The following is a 16,354-nucleotide window of genomic DNA, read 5'->3' as shown; positions in this document are numbered from 1 at the left end:
AACTGGGGTGACTGTATCGAAACTACCCTTCCTAATTTTTAGCCGTAAAGTATTAGACTTCTCAATCTAATCCTTACAATTAACTGACATTCTTCTTTTTAAATGCGATTAGCCTACGTTTCAAAATTCTAATAAGGAAAATTGAAATGCTAGGGCAGTATTCGGAGTTCGCTTTAACTTATCTTTGGGTGTTGGGATCGATAACCACGGTTACTTTTGCACTCCCGCTGTTTTTTGTGCCTCTGACTTGGGCTAAGTTGATGATGTGGAGGGTTCCTGAAGACACTGATCTAGCAGAATACTTCGGACGTTGTGTAGGCGCATTTGTATTAGTAGTTGAGTTTTTTATCCTCAAAGGTGCTTATACAGAGGGTGGTTTGCAGTTCACATTTGATATGTTGGCTGTCGTCTTCACATTAATGTTAGTAGTGCATATTTATGGGGCAATTCGGAGGATACAGCCTATTACAGAAACCTTAGAAATAGGTTTGTGGGCCTTCTTACTCTTTGTGACTTACATTTGTTATCCCGTTTCATCCGGTATATAAACAAACCTCAGTTTTAAAAGACTCAATCTGATTTTTGATGAGCGCTTGAGGCAGGAGGTAAAAACCTGTCTCCTTTTATGAGGGGATTTCTTTAGATAAAATGAGAGGGATATCATCGCCAAATTTGGCACTTTTATTGTTAATGCTCATATCAACAATAACGTTGGCTTTACTAGGAGTAAGAGCTCTTAATCAAGAGACCGCTTTAAAACAAATAGAATCACAGTATCGTCAGGAAATGACGATGAAGGCAATCGAAATCCTGCTTGCTCAAGAGATAGAGAGTGCTTTCCTTAAAGTAAGAGAGTCGATTGAGTCCAAAAATGGTAGTCGTCATGATCTCCGAAAATTGGTTATGAGCGACGGTGCTATCGATTTAACTTTGATCTACGATGAGCAACTAAACAGAATTTTTCCCCCTGATAAAATCCAAGCATTGCCACGAGAGCAATATCTACTCGATCAGTTTGAAGCCGTTATAGAAAAGCAAATACAAGATATTTCTTTAGCGTCTGAGTCTATTACTTTATCGCTAGGCTATTCTTCAGATCTTCGCTTGTTACATTGTTGGCAATCAGAATTAAATTACTGTGTTTTGCTTAAGCAGCGATGGTTAGCGGAAGAGTTGGAAGGTGCTTTACCCAGAATTGATCAAAGTGATCAGTTGCAGTTAAGTTCAGTTTCACAAAATAATAAAGAAAAGGCTAACCTTGAACAGCACGGTGCCAATCTAACTTGGCCCTTAAGTGGAATTTTTATCGATTGGCAACTTATATATCAACCTCTCAATGCCGACACACAACACCTTCAACCTGTATATGTAGCCATCTTATTTCCTCTAATTGTACTCATGCTAGGGCTTGGGGCTTGGTTATTTTGGGCACAGCGACGCTCTATTAAAGAAAATGAAAGAAAGACTGATTTTTTGAGATTAGTTGCACACGAGTTTAAAACGCCGCTAGCAAATTTGAGGCTTTATTCAGATCTTGTCCGCCGAAGTGAGTCGCATAAAGAAACATTGGGTTATATGGATGTATTTGATGCTGAATTTTTTCGTATGCGACGCTTTTTAAATAACGCCATATTATTCGAACATGCTGAACTGGTGAGTAAGCCTAAACTTGAGACCCTTGATTTAGAGCCTTTTATCCATCAGCTGATTAACCCTTTTGAGCCGCGATTGAAACATAGTGGTATCGATTTGACCATTGACATTCAATGTACACATAAGGTGACTATTGCTCGTGACGCTCTTGAATGCTCGGTTGTAAATCTCGTTGATAACCTTATTAAATACGCGCCGCAACAGCCTGCGCAACTGGATTTTTTGCTACAAAACGATAGCTTGATGATTACCTGCAGAGATGGCGGGGACGGCATCACAGCAGAGCGCCAAACCAGTTTGTTTCAATATGATCCCCAGAAAACTAAAAGCGAAGAAGGGTTTGGTCTAGGCCTTGTTGTAACAAAACAGCTTATAGAAAATGCAGGTGGTCAGATAAGTTACCAAAATGTAGAGCGCTCCGTTTTTACCATTCAATTGCCGATAGAAGAAAGCCAATGAAAGTATTAATTGCTGATGATGATCTTCATCTAAACCAAGGCTTGGCACTGTTATTACAAAAAGAAGGTTTTGAATGTCATACCGTGAAAAATGGTAAAGATGCACTGTATCAGCTTGGTGAATACAAACCTGACTTATGCATTTTTGATGTGATGATGCCCTATCTTAGCGGTATAGAGCTCTGTGCAGTTATGCGTGAAAGAGGCTTATTTCAGCCAGTGCTTCTTCTTACTGCATTTGATGAGCAAGTTGATAAGATCGAAGGTTTTCGCTTAGGTGCTGATGATTACATGACAAAGCCTTTTAACCCTGATGAGCTCATTGCACGTGTCACTGCTTTGGCTCGGCGAGAGCAGTACCTTAAATCGAGACAACCTGTACAATCGAAAACATTTCAACTAGGTGAGTTGACCGTTGATGTTGACTGTATGCTACTAAGCTATGTTGATGAAAAAGTCTGCTTGAGTAAGCGTGAACTTGAGTTTTTACAGATGCTTCACGCAAGTGGAGGGCGAGTACTATCGAAAGATGAAATTTTGGACAAATGTTGGGGGAGAGCTTACCTACCTAATAGCCGAACTTTGGATCAATTTCTTTCGGTTTTAAGACAGAAAATGGAAAAAGATTTAGGAGCTCCCAGAATTGTTCAAACGGTTTATGGAATGGGATATAAATTAAAAGGCGTCGGATAAATTTGATGGGGAATAGTGATTCCCAAATGTTCCTCGTGTTGCCCTAATTACCTTGTGTGGTCTTATGCTAGATGCGTAGCATAAATAGTCAGAGCGCCAAGTAAGATGGCGCCAAGCATTGCCGGTGCTGTTCGAATCGATAAGGATCTGTCACCGGCAAATATTACGATCAGCATCTTAACTAAGCTGTTCATTGTAGCCGCTATAAATATTCCTGCTAAAGCAATTTCTACGTCTATCGATTCAGGTGTCTGCCTGCCTAGTGTCAGAGTAATGGGATCCACATCGGTTAAACCTGCGATGGCTGATAAAAGCAGTGTTCCTGTATCTCCAAACCATTCTGTTAGTGCTTGTGAGAGCAGCATTACCAGCATTAAGACAAACCCAAAGAAAACCGCAGAGCTTAGCGCTAATGGATTACGTTGAGTTTTGATATTGTTCGTTTCTCCATCACTGTATTTAAGCCATATCCAGAGCGCAGGAAGATAGAAGCCAACCATCATTATGAGCATAGAGGGCCATAGCTGATATGTTAGTGGTGCATTGATGACGAGCAATACCATCAGAATTCGAGGAAACATTGTTCCACAACTGAACAGAATTCCGCTTGCTAGTAGAGGGCAGAGGGGTTGTTGTTCCCTAGAGAGGTTAGAGAACTGGATCGTTAATGCAGTTGAAGAACTTAGCCCTGCAAAAACGGACGTGAACATAATACCACGCCGAGCTCCTCCAATTCGGATTGCAAAATAGCCTAGAAAAGAGATGCTGGCGATCAGTACGACTAGCCACCAGATCTCATAAGGATTAATGGCGTTCCAAGGGCCATAGCCCTCATCAGGTAGGATCGGTAGCAAGACTATTGAGATTAATAATAGCCTTAAGCCAGCGTCAAGTTCATACTCTTCAAGCTTATGAAGTGCCGAATGCAGCTCGGGCTTACCATCCAGAATCAACGCTACGATCACGGCGGCTGCCGAGGCAATAACAGGTTCCCCAGACACGGCGAGCGCTCCAAGCGTATAGGTAATTAATAGGCCAACAATACCCGTGATACTAACGGTGTTGTTCTCTTTATGACGGATACTGAAGGCGACGGCGAGAATAATAATCAGTGGAATTAAGCCGAATCCAAGTAGCCAACTTGAAAAGTCCTTAGCAAGTGCAGCGCATAATCCGCCGTACAGCCCGGTTAAAGCAAAGGTTCGAATCCCTGCAATACGACTTCCCTCAGAGCGATGGCGTTGAGACCATCCTCGTTCAATGCCTATGATCAAGCCTAGAGCCAAGGCAATAAGAAGGGACCAAAATAAATTGATTGGTGTAGAGAAAAACGAAACATCCATAATTTAATATTGAGACAGTTTCGGGGTTATCGCCAGTTTACAGAGCAATAAGAAAGAAAAGAGGGTAAGGTTTAAGTCGTTAATCTTTGAACCTTTCTAATCCTGCTTAAGATAAGTGGAGTTTTCTAGATGTCTAAAGCTTACAACATTGTGAATATTGTCAAAATTCACGATAAGAAAAAGTTCTATGAGTATGTGGTAGGACACGTGCCAACATTGGAAAAATTCGGCGGTAAGTTTTTAGTCAAAGGCGATTTCGGTGAGGTATTAGAAGGTAGTTGGGATAGTAATCTGATTGTTGTTCAAGAATTCCCATCAGTGGAGTTGTTTAAAGCTTGGTATGACTCTGATGAATATCGGCCTTGGCGAGAGTTAAGGCAGTCTTGTGCTGAGGTGAATGTTATCTTGACTCAAGGTTGTTCCGATTAGGTTCTTTACCTTTATTGCTTCAGCAAGAACTTGATCCAGCCAGCTGGGGGCTGACTAGACCAAGTCGTTTTCAATTACACAATAAATTTAGAGACGTCCTCGCGCATCTGATGGGCTTGGGTTTCTAAACACTCGCAGTTCCTGCAGCTCTCGCATGAGTCGGACAGTAGTTGCTCAGCAGAGGAGGATATCCGCTGTGTAGCATCCTCTACGCCTTTGACTGTGTACATCTGCTCCTCGGTAGCCCCTGCAATTTGAATCACCATTTCACGAATCTCATCCATGGCATCTTTGTTGGATTGCATAGTTGAATTAGCTGCGCCAATGGAGTTGTTCATCGTTTCGCTGAGCTTCAAGCTGCTTTGCATGGCTACTTCAGATTCTGTGACATGCTGCTGTAGGGTTTCGATCATCGATTCAATCTCTACAGTGCTACTTTGAGTGCGTTGCGCCAGTGTTCTCACTTCGTCGGCAACTACTGCAAATCCTCGGCCCTTATCGCCTGCTCGGGCGGCTTCAATTGCAGCGTTAAGAGCGAGCAAGTTAGTTTGCTCAGTGATATCTCTGATTACGCTTATTACATTGCCAATCTTAGTGCTTGATTGACTGAGTGAGTGCATTAGGTCGCTACTTCGGCTGATATTATTGGTAAGCTTTTCCATCTGCTGGTGGGTTTCAGCCATGATTTGGCTGCCTTCATTCATCTGTTGATCAGCACTGCTGACACTATCTTGAACTTGTGTACTGCTGGATGCAATTAGCTCTACTGCAGTGACGAGTTCTTGCACGGCTTGGTTCACCGCCAATGTATTGTTACGCTGCTCCTCAATAGCTGTTTGGGAGCGTTTACTTAGCTCAACGGAATGATGTGCGCTGCTTTCTACTGTCTCGCCTTTCTCTTTTATCTCGCGTACCAGCCCTGCTGTGGTATCAATAAAATCATTTACCGAATGAGCAAGTTCGGTCACTTCATCTTGACCTGGGAGGTCTAAATGTTGGGTGAGGTCGCCACCGCCGTGACTGATATTGGACATTTTATAATTAGCCGTTTGTAAGCGATTAAGTACGCGGAAGGTTTGCCATAAGAGCAAGCCGGCAATGATCGCTGTGAGGGCTGCTGCCATCCCGACACCTTGCATTCGTGAGGTATGCAAAGCGTTAGAAATAGCACCTTCAAGGTCGGTGTAGATGCCCCCAAATATAGATTCTACTTCATGAATACTGCTGCGAAGTTCACCGCGTAATCCTGAATTTTGGTCTAAGCCACGTTGCTGGAGCGCTTCAGCAAGGGCATGGGCGGTATCTTCAAAAGTTTTGACGCTGTCTGCAGCAGGCAGATTGACTTGCTGCATATAGCTGTGAGTATTTTTTAAGCTTTCGCGCAGCAGAGTCTTCGAGTTGAGGTCGTAACTATTTTGGAAGTCATTTTCTAACAATATCAGGTGCAATATCTTAGAGATTGCCTGACTATCACCAGTGTTGGCTACTTTTTGATGGAGTGTTCTTTCTGACTGATTAAAGGCTCCACGTAAGCCACTGTCTTTATCAAGGCCAATTTTCTTATCGAGCTCTACAAGTGCGATCAGTTTTTGTTGGTAAATATCGAGCTGATGTTGTGCTGCGCCTAAGTCTTTTTGAACTTCTGGGGCGTAGGTTAATTGCGATGCAAGTGAGTCGATATTGTTACGCATAAGAGCAATACGTTTTTCAAACTTATCCACGTATTTGAGCTGTTTGCGTAAGAGAAAGTCTTTCTCGTGTCGACGTAGCATCAACATGTCGTTGGTGAGGCCCTTAGCAACAGCGTATTGCTGACCCAAACCAGAAATACGGCTGCTGGTTTGCCAGAGCATCCAAGTCATCGCTGTCATAGCAACAATAACCAATAGGGAAACAAGAATAAAAGCGCGGCGGATAGACATAACTACCTCCTTGTCGTGGGCTTACTTCCATGTCATTAAATTTTAATAAAATTGAATATAGACAGAGATTGGATATGTTGCCAAAAAATTGTAGGAGGTTTTTTCAAGAGGATATTATTAAACAATAAAAGCCAATCAGAAGTCTAAATGCGACTATAGATGCTTGCGTGCTTCGTTGGCGCGGTAGACTAGCAAGCCACTTTGTCACGAGGTTTAAAAGATTTGAGAGGGCTTTTCCAGACAGTAAATCCATAAATGCTAACGCATTGTAAATCAGGTTGCTGGAATGTCTAGGTTGACCTGAGGTGTGGCAAAAAGTAAGGACATACTGTTTGGGGCAGTGTACTGGCGGCATAAAAAAAGGCCGCTAAGCGGCCTTTTCATTAAAGAGATGGACAGAACATCTCGTGTAGGGTGTGAATAATCCTTTTCGCAGTATCCCCCTGAAGTGAATAGTAGATGGTTTGTGATTCCCGACGGGTTTTCACTAATCCATCTTTCCTAAGTACAGCCAGATGTTGCGATAAAGCAGACTGGCTTAAATCTAGGCAATTATTCAGTTCTGTGACAGACAGTTCTTTTCCATCCAGATTACAAAGAATGAGTAGTCGACTCTCATTGCCTAGTGCTTTCATCAATTTTGCAGCCTTGCTCGCATTGGATTTCATCATCTCCAATGTTTCCGAGTCTAAAGGTGCATTTACGGTCTCGTTCAAGTTAACACTCCGAAGCGCTGTATTGTTTTTATCTATGGGCTCACAAAGGATTAGCCTATGAACTCTCTGGTTCATTTGTTTGACTTAATCCAGACTTCATCCCCAATTTGCAGCTTCTGTCGATTTTTATATCAACTTATAGTTATGGATAGTGCATTTTTTATAACAAACTGAATGATACCTTAGAACACCTTATATTCGCAATTTGACTATTATTTATTTTATATATTAGTATATTCTAATGTTATTGTATTTAGTCATATCGAGGCATCAAATGCGCTTTAATTTTCCTTGGTTGGTCTTACCAATACAGAAACCCAAAGCTATTTTTACATTGGTGTTTTTGTTGGTTTTGATTGCTTTGTTACAGATTTCAAGCATAAAAATAGATACAGACCCAGAGAATATGCTGCCTCACGACCAGGCTGATCGTGTGTTGCATGATGAGGTGAAGCAGCGTTTTAGTTTACATGACATGATTGTGGTCGGGATTGTGAATTCCCTACATGAAAAAGGGGTATATAACCCTGCAACACTATCGGTGCTGTATGATATTTCAACAGCAGTTGACTCGATGAAAGGGGTTGTTCGTCAAGATCTAATGGCTTTAAACACGGTTGATAACATCAGCCAGTCATTTGAGCAGGATGGCGCAATCTTGTTTGAATGGATGATGAAAACTCCCCCTTCAACTCAACTTGAAGCAGACACAATTCAAGGCGCGGTCGAGCGCCTCCCTCTGTTAAAAAATACCTTGGTATCGGCCGATGCCAAAGCGGCGGCGATCTATATTCCGATCATTGATAAGTCAGAAAGCTACCGTTTAGCGAATGAAATTCAAACGGTTATTGATGGGTTACAACTGAAGTATCCAGATTCAGGTAACGAATTTCATATTGCGGGTTTGCCTGTTGCAGAAGATACCTTTGGTGTTGAGATGTTTATCCAGATGGCCATTTCTGCACCCTTAGCCGGTTTGATGATTTTTGTGTTGATGTGGTTTTTCTTCCGTTCTCTATTGCTGATTACTGCACCTATGCTGGTCGCTATGGCTACGGTGATTATCACTATGGGCGTATTGATCGGGCAGGGCCATACAGTACATATCATGAGTTCGATGATCCCTATTTTTTTGATGCCTATTGCTGTCGTAGATTCGGTGCACTTACTTTCTGAATTTTCTGATAGATATAAACCGGGGGGAGATCTTAAGCAGGCGTTACAGGAGGTACTAGGTCATCTATTCACACCGATGCTATACACATCGATTACATCTGCAGTGGGTTTTGCTTCTTTAGCGTTAACCCCTATTCCACCTGTACAGGTTTTTGGCCTGCACGTTGCGTTTGGCATTATGTTGGCCTTTGTTCTGACTGTTTTTCTTGTGCCAGCATTTATCGTGAGTCTATCGCCACAGCGTTTACAAGTGCTTAAAGATCATTCGGTGAGAGAGGATTCATCGCAAAATCTAAGTTGGCTACTGAGCGCTGCGGGGCGTTTCTCTACCAACCGCTCTAAGGGGATCTTAATTGTTTTTGCGTTGATATCAGCGTTATCGGTTTATGGTGTAAGTACCATTCAAATTAACGATAACCCAGTGCGTTGGTTTAAAGAGGATCACCGCCTACGTATAGCCGACCAGGTTATGAACGCTCATTTTGCAGGGACTTATAATGCATACCTTGTGCTGGAGAAACCGTCTGAACAATTAGGTGAATCGTTTTGGCAGGAGCTAACAAGCCAGTCGTTGCCAGAGGCGGTAATGCTGAAAATAACTCAGCTGCGAGCAGAGACGCAGGCGTATTCACCGAGTAAACGTTTACAGGCGCTAGCCCTTGCATTCGATGATCTATCGTTTGATGACCCTGTTCATGAAGACTTTTGGCTAAGTTTGCTAGATAAAGTCGAAGTAGCTCAGCAAGAGGCAAAGTATTTTCTTTCACCTGAAGGTTTAGCGTATCTAGATCAGCTACAGAGTTACTTAGATCAAACCGAACTGGTGGGTAAAACTAACTCTCTAGGTACTTTACTTAAAACGGTGAATCGTGAATTAAGAGGTCGGGAGGATGATCAGTTTAAATTGCCTGCTGATGCTTCTGCGGCCGCTCAAACGGTCTTGAGTTTTCAATCGTCCCATCGACCTGACGATCTTTGGCACATGGTTACACCTGAGTACGATGCCACTTTACTGTGGCTACAGCTTAGTAGCGGTGATAACCAAGATATGAGCCAAGTAATTGAGCTGGTCGATCGCTTTGTATCTGAAAACCCTTTACCGCAAGGTGTCGAGATGAACTGGGCGGGTCTGACCTACATTAATGTCGTTTGGCAAGAGCAGATGGTAAACGGCATGTTGAATAGCTTGATTAGCGCATTCTTCATGGTTTTGTTGATGATGGTTGTGCTGTTTCGTTCTATAAAGATCGGTCTGCTCGCTATGTTACCGCTCACGGTTACCATCCTATTTATCTATGGTCTGATCGGTTTTATCGGCAAGGACTATGACATGCCGATCGCCGTTCTCTCAGCGTTGACCCTAGGTTTGTCGGTCGATTTCGCTATTCACTTTTTGGAGCGCTGCCGTGCTATCTATCGACGTACTGGCAACTGGCCGAAGACAGTTAATGAAGTCTATCAAGGGCCTGCTAGAGCGATTAGTCGCAATGCGGTCGTGGTCGCGGTTGGATTTACCCCCTTACTCTTCGCACCGTTGGTGCCTTACATCACAGTTGGTTTTTTCTTGGCTTTAATTATGAGCATCTCTGCGATTGTCACTGTGATTTTACTGCCAGCCGTTATCCATTTGATTAGCAATAAAGCCTCACTTTTTGGTGATCCAAAGAGAAGCGTATCCACAGAGGAAAAGCAAAATGTATAAACCTAACTTTTTAAAAACAACGCTCTTTGTGGCTTTGTTCTCTGTGTTAGTTGCTAATGCGACCAACACGTTGGCCCTAGATTTAACGGATGCGAACGAGATTGTTGCAAAGGCGAATTTAACAGCATATTACGCCGGTGATGACGGCCGCTCTGAAGCTCGGATGTTGATAAAAGACAGCCAAGGCCGAGTGCAAAAACGTCAGTTTACGATTTTAAGAAGAGATAGGCAGGATGGTGGTAAGCAGGATTTTCTGGTTGTCTTTAGCCGCCCATCAGATGTGAGAAATACAGCGTTTTTAGTTGCTAAAACTCCCGGTAAGGATGATGACCGTTGGTTATATCTTCCAGGGCTAGATTTGGTTAAACGTATCTCTGCTGGTGATAAACGAACTAGCTTTGTTGGCTCACATTTCTTTTATGAGGATGTATCTGGACGTGGTATCGAAGAAGATACCCATCAATTGATCGAAACAGGTGAAAGCTACTATCAAATTAAAAGTACGCCTATAAAAGCTGCAGAGGTTGAGTTTAGTAGTTATTCCACATGGATAAATAAACAAAATTATCTGCCGGAAAAAATTGAATATCTCGACGATAACGGCCAGCTCTATCGCCGCATTGAGGTAATCAAAAGCGACGTGATTCAAGGCTATATCACCGTAATCCAATCTAAGGCGATGGATCTGCGTAGTGGCGCTGAAACGATCATGGAGTTCCGTTATCAGAAATATGATCTAGGTATGGAACAAGCGGTGTTTTCAGAACGTTCATTACGTAAGCCACCTCGCCAGTGGCTTCGGAGGAAGTGATGTTTCGGGCAAGCTTATTTCTATTAGGTCTTATAGCCGTTAGTTTTGTGGCTCAAGCTGATGATTGGGAGCAAAGCGATTGGGACGAAGAGGCGAGTGAAACCCTTCAGTGGCACGGATTTATCGAAATGGGTGCAGGTGGGCGATTAAACAATGATCCTGTTCTAGATGAAAATAAAACCCTTACTGAACTTCGAGGACGGGTAGAAACAGAATACTTCTCGAACGATAACCGTTATAGCTTCAAAGCCGATCTCTACACTGATGGGGTGGAAGGAGCGACTGAATTTAATCTAAGGGAAGCATTGGTTGATCTACAACTTAGTGATTCGTTGGATCTACGTTTAGGGCATCAGGTATTAACTTGGGGAACGGGTGATTTGTTGTTCCTGAATGATCTATTTGCAAAGGATTGGCAGTCATTTTTTTCTGGGCGCGATGATGAATACTTAAAAGCGCCATCGACCAGCATCAAACTTGCTTACTATGGCAATAAAGCGAATTTAGATCTGGTGTGGACGCCAGTTTTTACTAATGATCAATTTATTAATGGTGAGCGCTTTTCCTATTTCTCACCTTTGGCTGGTCAGCAGGTAGCCTCACCTGAATCTACGTTGGTTCCGGATTATCCCCAAGAGAGGTTTTCTAACGGTGAATTCGCGGCGCGTTTCTATGGGAATGCGCAATGGGGAGCGAGTAATACCGAATGGGCTTTATATGCCTATAGAGGTTTTTGGAAACGGCCCAATGCACTGAACGTCCAAGGCCATGCCTATTTCTCGCCACTAAGAGCTGTTGGGGCAAGCTTAAGAGCGAATATTGGGAAGGGAATAGGGCACAGTGAAATTGCTTGGTATAAGGGTGAAGACGATCAAGGATCAAATCCGCTGCTACCCAATAACCAAGTGCGCTTTCTAGTTGGATATGAGCAGGAGCTATTGCCGAAATTTACAATAGGGCTGCAGTATTATCTTGAACACACACAAGATTATGACGCGCTGATCGCTAATGATGGCAACTCACCTTATCGATCTGATCAGAACCGAGAGCTATGGACCCTACGCCTAAATTATCGGGCTTTACAGGATAATCTAACACTCGGTTGGTTTAGTTTTTATTCACCGACAGATGATGATTACTATCATCGACCTTCGGCAAAATATCGTTTCAGTGATGAGTTACAACTGATCGTTGGCGCGAATCTTTTTGGTGGTCAAGAAGCACATACATTCTTCGGTCAGTTTGAAGATGCATCTAATCTGTATGCGAGGATCAGGTGGGGTTATTAATGCTAAATCAGTTATGATCATCTTTCCTAGAAGCTATGGTTATTTTGAATAAGCCACATGAATAAATCAGATAAAAAACTAGAAAAAACACTCCGTGAAACGCTGACCGACGTTTGTGATATTGCGTTGGAATCAGTACCAGGCTTTTGCTGGATTACTCATAAAGTGGATTTTTCTCGTTACCCTGAATCCCTAAAGGTTGTTGCTGTCTTTGATGATGAATCACTTCTAACGCTTGCTAGAAACGCCCATGAGGATCAGTTTTTAAAAAGTTTAATCACCGAGAAGCTGGCTCAAGCGGGAGTAAAGCTCAATAAGCCCACCCAACAGATTATTTTTGATTCAGAAGAAGCCTGCGAAGAGGTTTGTGGCGGAGATTGGAACTTAAGGCTTAGTCGTTTATAAAGCTCCTTCTACCCATATAAAAAGCTCTAATTTGTTGTTGCTTACGTACAAACCTCAGTTTTATTTGGGGAGATCTCTGTGTCAGTACAAGAATGTGTTTGCTTTGTTTTAACGACGGATGATCAGGTTTTATTTGAACATCGCTGGGCTGATGATAAAACTGGAACAGCAGCTATTAATATACCGGGTGGGCATATCAAACCAGACGAATCCCACATACAAGCCTTGAAGAGGGAGGTAGAGGAAGAGCTTTCAGTTATACCGTTATCTTATAAGTTTTTAGGTTCGCATCCATTTGCAGCGTCGCCAGATCAGATGTTGCATTATTACCTAGTTGATAAATGGGCTGGAGAGGTGATGGCACTGGAGGCGCAAGATGTAGAGTGGGTTAAGCCTAGTCACAAGTTAAGTATCAGCGAAGCGGATAAAAAAGCGTTAGTAGCTGCTGAGTTAATGTGAGAAGCATCTAATAATGCATAATCCTTTGAGCAGGCTGAGGGTTTCAGCCTGCAGATGGAGAGCTGGTAGGTAATAAAATTAAGCGCGTTTTACAAACTTAGCTGTCACCATCATATCGCCTGCACCATCTACTTTGCAGTCAAGCTCGTGATCTTTACCTTCAACGATACGTTTGATTACCGCTTTGGTACCGATCTTCAAAACGATAGAACTACCTTTAACCTTAAGGTCTTTGATCAAAGTCACCTTATCGCCATCAGCTAGCTGGGTGCCGTTGGAATCCTTAACAACAAAGACCTCCTCTTCAGCATCTGCTTCAGCAGGGTTCCATTCATGAGCGCATTCAGGGCAGATCAATAGCTCTTGATCTTGGTAAACAAATTCAGAATTACACTCAGGGCAAGGTGGTAAAGACATACTTTCTACTTCTTTAAATTAGTTGAGCGTGAATGGTAATAGTTATAAGAAAACTAAGCGAGTGATTTGCACCACTGAAATTACGAAAATAATGAGTTAATTGAGGTGGATCGCACTTTTAGTTTACTTTATCAGAAGGTAGGTTCTGACAATAAGTGGCTAAACCAGTTAGCCTAGCTTTGACTTTCTATACAAGTAAGAAAGTAGAGTTGAGCTTTCCTTCTGCGGATTAATCCCCGCCGCCACCGGAATCCCCACCGCAACTTGCGTTGTCTCTGTTATTGCATTTGCTATCCGAATCGGATGAGAAAAAATCGATATCTATTCCCCAGCCATCTTCATCACCGCCGTTATTCCGTGAGGATCGATTTCGATTAAAGGTTGCTAAGAAAATGCCTACAGCAAGGCAAAACAAAACTTCTGGGGTAAAGCTATTGTGATAGCCATATGCGACAGAGGCCGCAATTATTATGACTCCAAGGCTGCGTAAGCAGAAAAATAGCTTGCCGACGAGAAGACCACCGATGAAAAATATTACACAGCCTAAAACGATACCATCGGTATACAGTGCGTATAAACCAACAGCGGTTAATAGATATCCAATTATATTCATATAGGTAATGTCCTTATTATCCGTTGTGGAGGATCTTAACGGGTATAGTCTTCTATCTCTTCGTATGCATCTGCAAATATACGTTTGCCTAGCATTCTCATCTTCTGCATCTGTTCTGGGTTTTCATTTCCCCAGAAATTCTTCCAAGATGCTAGGGAGTCCCACTTGGCAATGGTGATCACTTCGTCTTCATTTTCAACGGACTTCAGCATAAAGCTGCCCAGGGCACCCTCAACCGTTTCATGGATCTGATTGGTAGTATTGGTCCAGATCGCTTTAAATTCTTCGAAGTTCTCTGTTGGAACCTGCCATCGATAAACAACTCTTACCATTTCAATCTCCGATATCTCTTTTCCTGACTACGACTTCGAGGGTTAAAATGTATCTTCGTGGCCTTCTAACTCGGGTTGATCGTAAATATAAAGTTTGTAGTGTTCGCCTAGTTTAGAAATGACTTTCTGTACTAAAAGGCCGTTAATATTATCGGACTTGATTTGAAAGCGCATACTGGTAAAGGTATCTAGAGCGACCTTTTCCTCACCCTCATAGATCCAAATCCAAGCATCACCTTGCACACCCGACTCTACATTTGAGAATGTTTGTTGTACAAGCTGAAGTAACTCGGGATAGATATCGTAGTAACTAACATCGGATGCTATATCGCCATAGATCATGATTACCTCTTTCTATAGCAATAGATTTGAAGCGATTGATTGATAGAATTTAATAGCCGCTGAACTGAAGATTAAAGTAACAAAGCAACTTGAAAGAGTACTTCCATGTAAAAATCCTTTTCAATGTAATCCGTTATTAAAGTCGGTGACCCAAATTATTCATCAGCATACATGCGAAGCGCGTTTAAGCATAATCCTTACGATGCCCGCGCTTCTGAGTCTTAGGTTTGTAATGAACCGCTGTAGAGCAGTTTCGGCCATTACGCTTTGATTCATAAAGGGCTTCGTCGGACTTTTTCATGACCGCCATTGGGTCAGGAATTTCAGGTGCTTTTTCACAGAAGCCTATGCTGATGGTGACACTAACTATTTCAGTCTCCGGTGCATTTTTGCGCATCTTTTGGCCCTGTTCGTTATCGTCTGGGCGGTCTTGATTACGGATATGCATGGGATAGTTGGCGATGGTTTCGCGCAATTGTTCTATGTACGGCAGGGCTTCTGCTTCGCCCTTCCCTGGGAACACTAGAGTGAATTCCTCACCGCCATAGCGGTAGGCTTTACCGCCACCACTGACTTGGTTGAGCTTGGCTGCAACCATTTTCAAAACTTGGTCGCCGACATCATGGCCGTAGGTATCGTTAAACTTTTTAAAGTGGTCGATATCACACATCGCCAAGGTGTATTTTTTGCCTAGGGTTGAGAACTTATCAAGCAATGCTCGACGGGCAGGAATACAGGTAAGTTCATCAATAAATGCCATTTGATAAGAATTTTGAACAACCGAAATAGCCAGTGCGATCATGCTTGCAGAAATAAATAACGCAGAGATCATCGGTTGATGGAACCAACTCAGCATAATCAGGGCAGATAATAAACTCGCCAGCAAAGCGGCATCTGTATAGGTCTTCCTAAACACAAACGAGAGCATAATGGGTACAAGCCCAAGGCCAAATGCCAGAGCAGCTGCTTGGCTTAGGTAATACTCGTGCAACAGCATTTCTAACATTATCATCGGCAGATTCGCTAGGTAGAGTCCTAAGGAACCATTCGACCAAATTAGATATAAAACCCCGTAACTAATCAGGATGACAGATAACCGGATGATGCCAACAGGGGTAAATAAACCTCGCTCTTTATAAAGCGCAATGCATCCAAGATGGAAAGGGAGCAGTATCGATATACAGCTAAAAAGAACAAAGGCATCTGGCTGATTCAGACTAGTTTGGAGACCATTTTGAATCAACCAATAGGCTCCGCAGAGGTTTACTGCGGCAAACAAGATGCGACTGCGGTTAAACCCATAACCGAGAAGCGCAACAATGATCGCCAGAGGATAGGGTGTCAGAGTGAGGATTTGTTGGTATTCCTCACTCAATTGAGCGGTAACAGGTAATAACAGGCCTGCCGCACACAGCAGAATAAAAGAGGGCAGTATTAAACCGGCAGATCGCAATAGCATGTATATCTATAAAATTCTGAAGCTAAATAAGATTCGTTATTGTATCTGCATCACAAATAAAAATATTGTTTTTAGACAACAAAATGAAGGAAGTTAAACAAGCCGGATATATTCCGGCTTGTTTTTGTGGCCTAG

17 protein-coding genes are annotated in these 16,354 nt (G+C 42.7%); 9 read left to right on the top strand and 8 right to left on the bottom strand.

All coding sequences use genetic code 11. The features are described 5' to 3' along the window. Positions 1 to 146 precede the first annotated feature (146 nt). The 3 genes from ACMXYW_RS10955 to ACMXYW_RS10945 all read left to right on the top strand — a co-directional run bounded on the left by ACMXYW_RS10955 (position 147) and on the right by ACMXYW_RS10945 (position 2,804). Positions 147 to 548 carry a hypothetical protein gene (locus tag ACMXYW_RS10955; protein WP_415904082.1) on the top strand — a complete coding sequence of 134 codons (402 nt, stop codon included), beginning with the start codon at positions 147 to 149 and terminating at the stop codon, positions 546 to 548. 142 nt (positions 549 to 690) lie between these two features. Continuing rightward, positions 691 to 2,112, top strand: coding sequence for a sensor histidine kinase (locus ACMXYW_RS10950; RefSeq protein WP_415904081.1), 1,422 nt, complete (start codon positions 691 to 693; stop codon positions 2,110 to 2,112). Continuing rightward, positions 2,109 to 2,804 (top strand): response regulator transcription factor, encoded by a 696-nt coding sequence (locus ACMXYW_RS10945; protein ID WP_415904080.1) that lies wholly within the window; start codon positions 2,109 to 2,111, stop codon positions 2,802 to 2,804. The genes ACMXYW_RS10950 and ACMXYW_RS10945 overlap by 4 nt, the downstream gene beginning before the upstream one ends. Before the next feature lie 62 nt (positions 2,805 to 2,866). Here the strand turns inward: ACMXYW_RS10945 and ACMXYW_RS10940 are convergent, their stop codons facing one another. Beyond that, positions 2,867 to 4,147 (bottom strand): MgtC/SapB family protein, encoded by a 1,281-nt coding sequence (locus tag ACMXYW_RS10940; protein ID WP_415904079.1) that lies wholly within the window; start codon positions 4,145 to 4,147, stop codon positions 2,867 to 2,869. A gap of 129 nt (positions 4,148 to 4,276) precedes the next feature. On the opposite strand from ACMXYW_RS10940, the gene ACMXYW_RS10935 reads away from it, so the two are divergent. Beyond that, positions 4,277 to 4,576 (top strand): DUF1330 domain-containing protein, encoded by a 300-nt coding sequence (locus ACMXYW_RS10935; RefSeq protein WP_415904078.1) that lies wholly within the window; start codon positions 4,277 to 4,279, stop codon positions 4,574 to 4,576. 74 nt (positions 4,577 to 4,650) lie between these two features. Here ACMXYW_RS10935 and ACMXYW_RS10930 read toward each other — a convergent pair whose 3' ends face one another. Then, complete coding sequence (locus tag ACMXYW_RS10930; protein ID WP_415904077.1) at positions 4,651 to 6,498, bottom strand: methyl-accepting chemotaxis protein; 1,848 nt, start codon at positions 6,496 to 6,498, stop codon at positions 4,651 to 4,653. Between the two features lie 383 nt (positions 6,499 to 6,881). Continuing rightward, the gene (locus ACMXYW_RS10925) at positions 6,882 to 7,166 is read right to left on the bottom strand and encodes an ArsR/SmtB family transcription factor (RefSeq protein ID WP_415901120.1); all 285 of its coding nucleotides are present in this window, start codon (positions 7,164 to 7,166) and stop codon (positions 6,882 to 6,884) included. Between the two features lie 322 nt (positions 7,167 to 7,488). Between ACMXYW_RS10925 and ACMXYW_RS10920 the strand changes: the two genes are divergently transcribed. The 5 genes from ACMXYW_RS10920 (at position 7,489) to ACMXYW_RS10900 (ending at position 13,056) form a co-directional block, all read left to right on the top strand. Beyond that, the gene (locus ACMXYW_RS10920) at positions 7,489 to 10,092 is read left to right on the top strand and encodes an efflux RND transporter permease subunit (RefSeq protein WP_415904076.1); all 2,604 of its coding nucleotides are present in this window, start codon (positions 7,489 to 7,491) and stop codon (positions 10,090 to 10,092) included. Beyond that, positions 10,085 to 10,903, top strand: a complete 819-nt coding sequence (locus ACMXYW_RS10915; protein ID WP_415904075.1) for an outer membrane lipoprotein-sorting protein — start codon at positions 10,085 to 10,087, stop codon at positions 10,901 to 10,903. The genes ACMXYW_RS10920 and ACMXYW_RS10915 overlap by 8 nt, the downstream gene beginning before the upstream one ends. Beyond that, positions 10,903 to 12,192 carry a hypothetical protein gene (locus ACMXYW_RS10910; protein ID WP_415904074.1) on the top strand — a complete coding sequence of 430 codons (1,290 nt, stop codon included), beginning with the start codon at positions 10,903 to 10,905 and terminating at the stop codon, positions 12,190 to 12,192. Before ACMXYW_RS10915 ends, ACMXYW_RS10910 begins: the two co-directional genes overlap by 1 nt. Before the next feature lie 57 nt (positions 12,193 to 12,249). Further along, on the top strand, positions 12,250 to 12,597 hold the full coding sequence (locus ACMXYW_RS10905) for a Fis family transcriptional regulator (RefSeq protein WP_415898694.1): 348 nt from the start codon (positions 12,250 to 12,252) through the stop codon (positions 12,595 to 12,597). 78 nt (positions 12,598 to 12,675) lie between these two features. After that, a complete protein-coding gene (locus ACMXYW_RS10900; protein ID WP_415898693.1) occupies positions 12,676 to 13,056 on the top strand; it encodes an NUDIX hydrolase in 381 nt (126 codons plus the stop codon). A gap of 78 nt (positions 13,057 to 13,134) precedes the next feature. On the opposite strand, the gene ACMXYW_RS10895 is transcribed toward ACMXYW_RS10900, so the two are convergent. The 5 genes from ACMXYW_RS10895 to ACMXYW_RS10875 all read right to left on the bottom strand — a co-directional run bounded on the left by ACMXYW_RS10895 (position 13,135) and on the right by ACMXYW_RS10875 (position 16,219). Beyond that, positions 13,135 to 13,473, bottom strand: a complete 339-nt coding sequence (locus ACMXYW_RS10895; RefSeq protein WP_415904073.1) for a zinc ribbon domain-containing protein YjdM — start codon at positions 13,471 to 13,473, stop codon at positions 13,135 to 13,137. A gap of 229 nt (positions 13,474 to 13,702) precedes the next feature. After that, entirely contained in the window at positions 13,703 to 14,086 is a 384-nt protein-coding gene (locus tag ACMXYW_RS10890; RefSeq protein ID WP_415898691.1) for a hypothetical protein, read from the bottom strand. Between the two features lie 35 nt (positions 14,087 to 14,121). Next, on the bottom strand, positions 14,122 to 14,418 hold the full coding sequence (locus ACMXYW_RS10885) for an antibiotic biosynthesis monooxygenase family protein (protein WP_415904072.1): 297 nt from the start codon (positions 14,416 to 14,418) through the stop codon (positions 14,122 to 14,124). Between the two features lie 42 nt (positions 14,419 to 14,460). Continuing rightward, entirely contained in the window at positions 14,461 to 14,760 is a 300-nt protein-coding gene (locus tag ACMXYW_RS10880; protein ID WP_415898689.1) for a hypothetical protein, read from the bottom strand. A gap of 184 nt (positions 14,761 to 14,944) precedes the next feature. Then, positions 14,945 to 16,219 carry a GGDEF domain-containing protein gene (locus tag ACMXYW_RS10875; RefSeq protein ID WP_415904071.1) on the bottom strand — a complete coding sequence of 425 codons (1,275 nt, stop codon included), beginning with the start codon at positions 16,217 to 16,219 and terminating at the stop codon, positions 14,945 to 14,947. Positions 16,220 to 16,354: the final 135 nt, after the last annotated feature.

This window comes from Neptuniibacter sp. QD48_55, assembly GCF_047778115.1.
Taxonomy (GTDB): Bacteria; Pseudomonadota; Gammaproteobacteria; order Pseudomonadales; family Balneatricaceae; genus Neptuniibacter.
Note: the sequence above shows the minus strand (reverse complement) of the source record. Positions and strands in the feature narration are given on the sequence as shown.